This is a genomic window from Pseudomonadota bacterium (assembly GCA_026388215.1).
Taxonomy (GTDB): Bacteria; Desulfobacterota; Syntrophorhabdia; order Syntrophorhabdales; family Syntrophorhabdaceae; genus JAPLKF01.
Window position 1 is genome coordinate 1 of the sequence record JAPLKF010000152.1, and the last position, 7,073, is coordinate 7,073.

Here is a 7,073-nt window from a genome sequence, read left to right on the forward strand (position 1 = left end):
CTCTACCACATCACATCAAGAGGCAATGCGGGAAACAAGATATTTGAGGATGATAACGATAGAAAAGACTTTCTTGAGATAATAGGCTTTGTCATCACACGATTTCACTGGCTATGTCATGCGTACTGTTTCATGGACAACCACTACCATCTCATTATAGAAACCCCTGAAGCAAACCTGTCGAAAGGCATGCGACAATTGAATGGAATCTATACCCAGAAATACAATTGGAGACATAAGAAGACAGGACATCTGTTACAGGGGAGATATAAAGCCATCCTCATTGAGAGAGACAGTTATCTCCTTGAACTTTGCAGATATATTGTCCTGAATCCTGTAAGGGCACACATGAGAGAGAAACCTGAAGATTGGAAGTGGAGCAGTTATCTATCTACCATAGGTATCACAGGGGTGCCTGAGTATATTATAACAGATTAAAACTTATAATTCAAGACCTGACCCCATAGGTCCGTTCGCTTCTCTGTTGTAGTACAACTGAAAATTGCAAGAAGGGGAGTATTGTTGTTAAAAATGTAGTCCTGTCATGATATAATTTCCCATCTGCCTTGTTAAAGAATAATGAATGATGGGGGGCTGTATGAACATACATGTAGAAAGATATGGACAGGGAGAAAAAATTATATTTATTCATGGTTCTGGCTGGAATACACGTATGTGGTACAATCAGAGGGACTATTTGAAATCATCGATGGAGGTAATACTTGTCGACTTACCGGGGCATGGAAAGTCTCCTGGCGATGGCTGTGATTCTGTAGAAGAATACAAAGAGGCGGTATACGGGGTAATCAGGAGGCTCAATACGGGAAGATGTTATGTTGCCGGCCACTCACTGGGTGGTGCCATCACCATGTCCTTAGCGCTTTCTTATCCCGATGCTATCAAGGGAGTCGTCCTTATAGGGACGGGCGCAAAACTCAGGGTGCTCCCTCAAATTCTTGAAGGTATTACCAAAGACAAGGAAAACACGGTACGGAACATAGTTACCCTCGCCTTCTCAAAAAAGGCTTCTTCAACTTTGAAGAGTGACGATTTTGATGAGACGATTAAATGCAGGGCTGAAGTCATCTATAAAGATTTTAATGCCTGCGACCATTTCAATATTATGGATTTTGTAAGCTCTTTACAGGTTCCCGCACTCATTATATGCGGGACAGACGACTCCCTGACACCGCCAAAATATTCCTATTATCTCAACAAGGAAATAAAAGGTTCAAGACTTGTCCTCATAGAGGATGCAGGCCATATGGTAATGATGGAAAAGTTAGAGAAAGTAAACAGGGCGATCGAGGAGTTCGTCAGAGGCCAATTAGATACACATGGCTAAAGCCGATGGCTTGAGGGTTCATGGATTCAAGAGGTCAAGGGTTCAAGAAAAACCTTTTTCTCTATAATTCTTGAACCCTCGGGTCCTTGGCCCCTGGGACCCCTTCCATTGCAAAAAAAATCTAACTAAAGTCTTCGTTCCCAAAGACAATAGGGCCTGTCTCCATTCTAGAGACAGGCCCTTTTTATTACCAGTTGGGGATAAAGAATAGGAAGCCGATAGACGTGATAATGAAGTAAAGGAAGAAGACCATGAGCAGGTAACCCATGATATCTCTGAAGTTCAATTTGGCCACAGCCAGCATGGCAATGGCCCAGAAGGGCTGGATCATATCCGTCATCATATCAGACCAGGCAAAGGTAACGACCGTTGTTCCCATCCCAATGCCTAATTCCTTGGCAGCAGGAACGATGTAGGGCGCTACGACTGCCCATTCTCCACCTCCAGATGGGATGAGGTAGTTTAGAAGTCCTCCATACCAGTACATGAAGAGCGGGAAGGTCTGTGGATTTGAGATGGCTATGAAGGCCTTTGTGAAGGCAACCGAGAGCGCTGTGAATTTAAAGAGGCCGAAAATGCCTGCATAGAAGGGGAATTGAAGGACGATTCCCCAGACTGCCTTTCCAGCATCTTCGGTAGCCTTTAAGAAAGACCATGGCCTCCAGTGGAAAAGAATGCCTAGACCCAGCATCGCAAAATTGACAACATTGAGAGTCAGTTGCACACCTTTCGTAGAGAAGTGCCAAATCAACCAAACCAAAATACCGATGAAGGTGATGATGTTGAACCCAGGCTACCAGTTCATCCAGTCCGAAGGGCTTTCGAATTTTTTCGGCTTTGGAGGGGTTTCGTAAAGTTTAAGTTGATCCATCATGGCGGGCGTCACGACGAAGGCCTTTCCAGGTCTGGGATGCATCAAGGCCATCAGGATGGTGACTGTGATGACAATGATGATAGTGAGGATTAAGTTATAGGGATGGAAGATCGTATTGGATACAGGGATGACTGTATCCAATAATTTTGCTTTGATCAAAAAGTTATCTGGCGTTGCCACGAGCAGTGGGGCTGATCCTGATAGCCCGGCATGCCAGGTACAACCGAGGCCGAGATAGGCAGCCGCAACCAGTAAGCGGTAATCGACCTTTGGATTTCTTCTCACAATGAAGAGGGCCAGCATGGCACTTGCAATCAGACTTAATCCCCAGTTGAGCCAGGCGATGAGCATCGAAAAGAGGGACATAATGAGAATGGCCTGCCATGGTTTTTCAGGATCGGACCACCCTGCAATTCCATTCATCAATCTTCGAACAGGGCCGGAGCAGGCCAGGATATAGCCGGTCATCATGATCAGACACATCTGCATAGCAAATTCGAGTAAGACCCAAAATCCATTTCCCCATGCCTTGACCGATTCAAAAGCTCTGGTACCTAAACCTACTTCAGGTTTAAATCCCCAGATGAGGGCTAAGATATAGGTAACAATGCTCAATATAATGACGATGACCAAAGCATCGGGAATCCAACGTTCTGACCAACGGGTAAGCACATCACCCCAATCTTTGAGAAATTCAAACACCCCTCGAGTTTCTTCTATCTTTTTCTGATTCATTTTCTTCCCTCCTTTTAAAATTTATAAGGATTGTGTAGAGCAACCCCCTCCACCTATGGATTGGAAAATAATTGGAGGGTTAAGATGGTATCACCTCCTAATTAAATAGAGCATTGTTTTTACACCCTACTTTTGTGCGTTATCTCACCTCCTTACTTTCTTTTTAAGAAAAAATAATGGGGGCCAGCTCCTGCAATATAAATTTTTTATTGATTTTCACAACCTCCCCCTTCTTCATTTTCCTGCCAATTCAATAAGTTGTCAAGCGAAAATTCAATATAGCTGGGGTTCAAGGATCCAATCACCACTTCCTACTCACGGAATTTTGCGCTATGCCCTCTGCTCTCTGGGCCACCCCCTCCGCGCCTGATTGGCAAGCTTCTTTTTCCCCAGGGTGGGACATCCTTTCGCCCCTTTTCCTTCCGGATTCATGCAAATCTTTTGCTGTGGTGTCAGGGTGCAGTTTGCACAATCTGACAGATTACCTTTTTCCATACACGACCTCCTCTCTCTTTCATAGAACAAAAAACCAACATTATGGCTTACTGCACGCCGGGTATGATGTTGCCTCCAGATGGGAAAATTGCCACGTCTGCCTTCGGCATTACCTTAAATGTCTGGTTGATGGCTTCATCAAGACTTCCTGCATAGGTAAAATTCATCATCTCTACCTGCTCTCTGGACAATCCTTCGGTGACATGAATAACGTTGAATTTTTCAGCCAACTCTTTATAGAAAACAATCTGCATGATATAGGATATTCCGAAAGATTTAAGATGGCCCGGGATATCCCCCTTTGTCAGCTTTCTGTGGTACTCGTTTGCGCTCTCCGGGGTTGCCATTTCATTTATCAAAGGCAGGATAGGGCCTGCCTGTTTTTGAGATGCCACCCATATAATTGTACCGCCTGCCCTCATGCAATAACTTGCCATGAGAAGCGCCTTCGTTGCCTGAACGCCGATCTCAAGGGGAGAAGCCGAGGTGATTGTCACATCAGGACGTTTCGGCAGAGTTACAAGATAGAGGGAGGCAGCATACTTTGATGCTTCTCGATGTTCCTCTACGGGATCTCCAGCAAATGCACGGATTACCTCTTTCTTTTCGTTCATGATAAAGTCGAGCTTAAATGCGAGCCTGCTTAAGCGGCCTGCATCAACAATCTCCTCGTAGAACGGATTCCCATCAAGGAGGTTGACCTTCGCATAACGGTGGCGCATCCATGTAAAATGATGGTCGGCAACTGCCCGGTATGACGAAACCCCTGGCATAACGATTTTACATCCACCACCAAATCCATTGTTTGGATGCGGCATACATTCACCAATACCGATAATCAAATCGGCAAAAGCAACAAGTTTGTTTACCTCAACAAGCGTTCCTCTGTGTGTTCTTCCGATGACAACATTTTCGGGAGAGTGGGGATCGTGGGATGAGATTCGACCCTGCAAACGCCGGGAGGTTTCCTTTCCAATTTTTCCTTCCATCTGCTCCAGTGTAGGGATAGGGTGGGTGCCTAAAGCACAGACAGCGTTTATTCGTTCGTCCGGAATGCCAGCCTTATTGAGTCTGTCCAGAATAGATGGGATGGCAAGATGGGCAGGCGTTGGACGCTGTAAGTCATCAAAGAGGAGCGTCACATCCATGCCCGGTCTTGCGAGCTCTTCGAGTGGTGGCGTCCCTATCGGGTTATTGAGCGCCCGTCCAACTTCCTGTTGCACATCACTGACGCCGCTGCCAGAGGATATGTCCTGATTAGAGATTACATTCCATTCTGATGGAAGGGAAAAATATATTTTGCTCCCTTCGTAATTAATGTAATAGTTCATTTTGTTATCTCCCTTTTGTAAGTAGTTTTTTCAGTTCAGGGCCTGCCTTGGGGTTTTTCTGAATGATATCTTTCCAGCCCTCGTCGTAAGCCACTTTAAGGAACCTTTCCTTTTCTGCCGGAGGCAGGTCAATAACCTGGATACCTTCCTTGATGAGCAGGGGGCGTTCCTTTTCTGCCATCTCGTTAAAAGCAGCAACTACCTTTTTCTCAGCTTCTTTGGCTGCTTCTGTGAGCAGGTCTCTCAGTTTTTTAGGCAGCTTATTCCATACCTTCAAGTTTACGAGAAGCGGATTTGGAACATTGTAAAAGCCTGGGTCTACAACATATTGTGTCTGCTTTTGCCAGCCCCAATCACGAATCCCAACCGCCGGCCAGCAGTAACCATCGACAACGTTCCTTTCGAGGGCTACATAAACTTCCGTGGGTGGTATCACAACAGGGTTCCCGCCGAGCCCTTTTATAACCTGAAGATACATGGGGGAGACACGAATGTTAAGTCCCTTGAGGTCAGCACTCTTTATGGGTTTTTTAAGGTAGAGGTGGAATTTTGTGCCGAGGCCAAGTCTTGCCAGGTAATGGACCCCGATCTTTTTTTCGTGGATGTCGTTTATATAAGCCCAGGCACCGTTTGTTCTTTCTTCAGCAGGTGTAAAATTAGACAGTTTGAGGGCATCCACTTCAGGTAAGACCGATACGTAGTAGGCGTTGGTGGTAAATACCATATCAACCATACCGCGTTGCAAGGCCTGGACCTGATCAGGCGATTTGACTGCCTCTGGTCCTCCAATGAACTGTATCTTCAATTCACCGGGATACTTTTTGGCAACCATCTGGTCAACTATGTCCGTAAACATTGTAAAGGCCTTGTATTCACTGGCTGTCTTTGGCCACCCCGCTACCGCCTTCAGTGTAAAGGTTTCAGCCTTAACCGGCCCGCTCAAAATACTTAAAATTAGGAACGTGAATAAAACTGCAAAAAATATAAACGCTAATCTCTTTTTCATTGCAGACCTCCTTTTTTTATTGCAGACAGCGCATAGCCTTTTTTGTTATATACTATTTATTGCTAAACGCTCTACGCTGTTCATGCTCTTTACTACATACTATTATATATCCCACTCCGGTTCTACTTCATTCCCATAAAAGCCGGTACAAAAGTTGCTATAAATGGCATTGCCAACACAAGGGCAATGCACAGTATATCTATGATTACATAGGGAGTCACTGCCTTCCAGATATCAGACATAGTTACATCAGAAGGGGCTACACCTTTCATCACAAAGAGGGTAACACCAAAAGGAGGGGTAATCAAGCCTGTCTCGAGAGCAATAAGCATGAGCACGCCGTACCAGATAGGATTAAACCCGAAGGCATTGATGACGGGCATGTATATGGGTATGGTGATCATCATGATGGCAACCGTTTCCATGAAGCAACCCATAATAAGGACGACGATCAGCATGCCGATGAGTATTATTATCGGGTGAATGCTGAGGCTGGTAATAAAGCCCGTCATGCCCGCAGCGGCCCCGGTGAAGGCCAATATTTCGCCGTACGTGCTTGAGACAATGATGATCATGAATATCATTGCTGTGACTTTCACAGTACCCATGACCGACTTCTTCATTATTTCCCAGGTCAAACGCCTGTAAATAAACGCCAGAATAAAGGAGCCCAACGTCCCTGTGGCTGCCGCTTCCGTAGGGGTTGCCACACCCAGAAAGATGAGGCCTATAACCATGAAGATGATGAAGCCGAGGGGTAACAGGTATTGTACGGTGACCCGCACCTTTTCTTTCAAGGGGATATGGGGCACGTCATACATAGGCGCTTCGCCCGGAAAGATGTGACACCATACCACGACGTAGAGAAAATAGAGGGCGGACATAATAATGCCTGGCAGTATGCCGGCAATAAGAAGCTGCCCTACATCGATGTTTGCAAGGCTTGCGAGTACCACGGTAAGTGCATTTGGAGGAATAAGCGCATCAACTGTACCTACTCCCATGAGTGGACCGAGACTCATGTTTTTGCTGTAGCCCCTTTTCAGCATGTCAGGAAGCAGGATGGTGCCAAGTAGGGCACATGTTGCAATAGTGGAGCCACTCAAAGCGCCGATTATAACACCCATAATAATAGCCAGGATAGAGAGCCTGCCCCGGAGTTTGCCAAGCCATTTGTCGAGCACATTTACCGCGTCGAGGCCAAGGCCTGTATGGAATATCAGTTCTCCCATAAGGATGAAAAAGGGCACAGGAAGCAGGGTAAAGGTTGTAATGGAAGTAAAAACC

At 45.8% G+C, this 7,073-nt stretch carries 5 protein-coding genes and 2 pseudogenes; 2 read left to right on the forward strand and 5 right to left on the reverse strand.

Annotated features, from left to right (window positions below; all coding sequences use genetic code 11):
• Window positions 1–402: pseudogene (locus NTU69_08840) on the forward strand (transposase).
• Window positions 403–598: 196 nt separating this feature from the next.
• On the forward strand, window positions 599–1,345 hold the full coding sequence (locus NTU69_08845) for an alpha/beta hydrolase (protein ID MCX5803616.1): 747 nt from the start codon (window positions 599–601) through the stop codon (window positions 1,343–1,345).
• 187 nt (window positions 1,346–1,532) lie between these two features.
• On the opposite strand, the pseudogene NTU69_08850 reads toward NTU69_08845, so the two are convergent.
• The 5 genes and pseudogenes from NTU69_08850 to NTU69_08870 form a co-directional block, all read right to left on the reverse strand.
• Window positions 1,533–2,954: pseudogene (locus NTU69_08850) on the reverse strand (TIGR00366 family protein).
• Window positions 2,955–3,284: 330 nt separating this feature from the next.
• Window positions 3,285–3,449, reverse strand: coding sequence for a hypothetical protein (locus NTU69_08855; protein ID MCX5803617.1), 165 nt, complete (start codon window positions 3,447–3,449; stop codon window positions 3,285–3,287).
• Window positions 3,450–3,496: 47 nt separating this feature from the next.
• The gene (larA, locus tag NTU69_08860; protein ID MCX5803618.1) at window positions 3,497–4,780 is read right to left on the reverse strand and encodes a nickel-dependent lactate racemase; all 1,284 of its coding nucleotides are present in this window, start codon (window positions 4,778–4,780) and stop codon (window positions 3,497–3,499) included.
• Window positions 4,781–4,784: 4 nt separating this feature from the next.
• Complete coding sequence (gene dctP, locus NTU69_08865) at window positions 4,785–5,786, reverse strand: TRAP transporter substrate-binding protein DctP (protein MCX5803619.1); 1,002 nt, start codon at window positions 5,784–5,786, stop codon at window positions 4,785–4,787.
• Window positions 5,787–5,908: 122 nt separating this feature from the next.
• Window positions 5,909–7,073, reverse strand: a 1,165-nt coding sequence (locus NTU69_08870; protein ID MCX5803620.1) for a TRAP transporter large permease subunit, incomplete at its 5' end; no start/stop codon positions are given.

What these genes read in the sequence shown, in the direction of transcription:
- NTU69_08845 (MCX5803616.1), top strand. Translation starts at nt 599, where the DNA reads ATGAACATACATGTAGAAAGATATGGACAGGGAGAAAAAATTATATTT.
- NTU69_08855 (MCX5803617.1), bottom strand. Translation starts at nt 3,449, where the DNA reads ATGGAAAAAGGTAATCTGTCAGATTGTGCAAACTGCACCCTGACACCA.
- larA (MCX5803618.1), bottom strand. Translation starts at nt 4,780, where the DNA reads ATGAACTATTACATTAATTACGAAGGGAGCAAAATATATTTTTCCCTT.
- dctP (MCX5803619.1), bottom strand. Translation starts at nt 5,786, where the DNA reads ATGAAAAAGAGATTAGCGTTTATATTTTTTGCAGTTTTATTCACGTTC.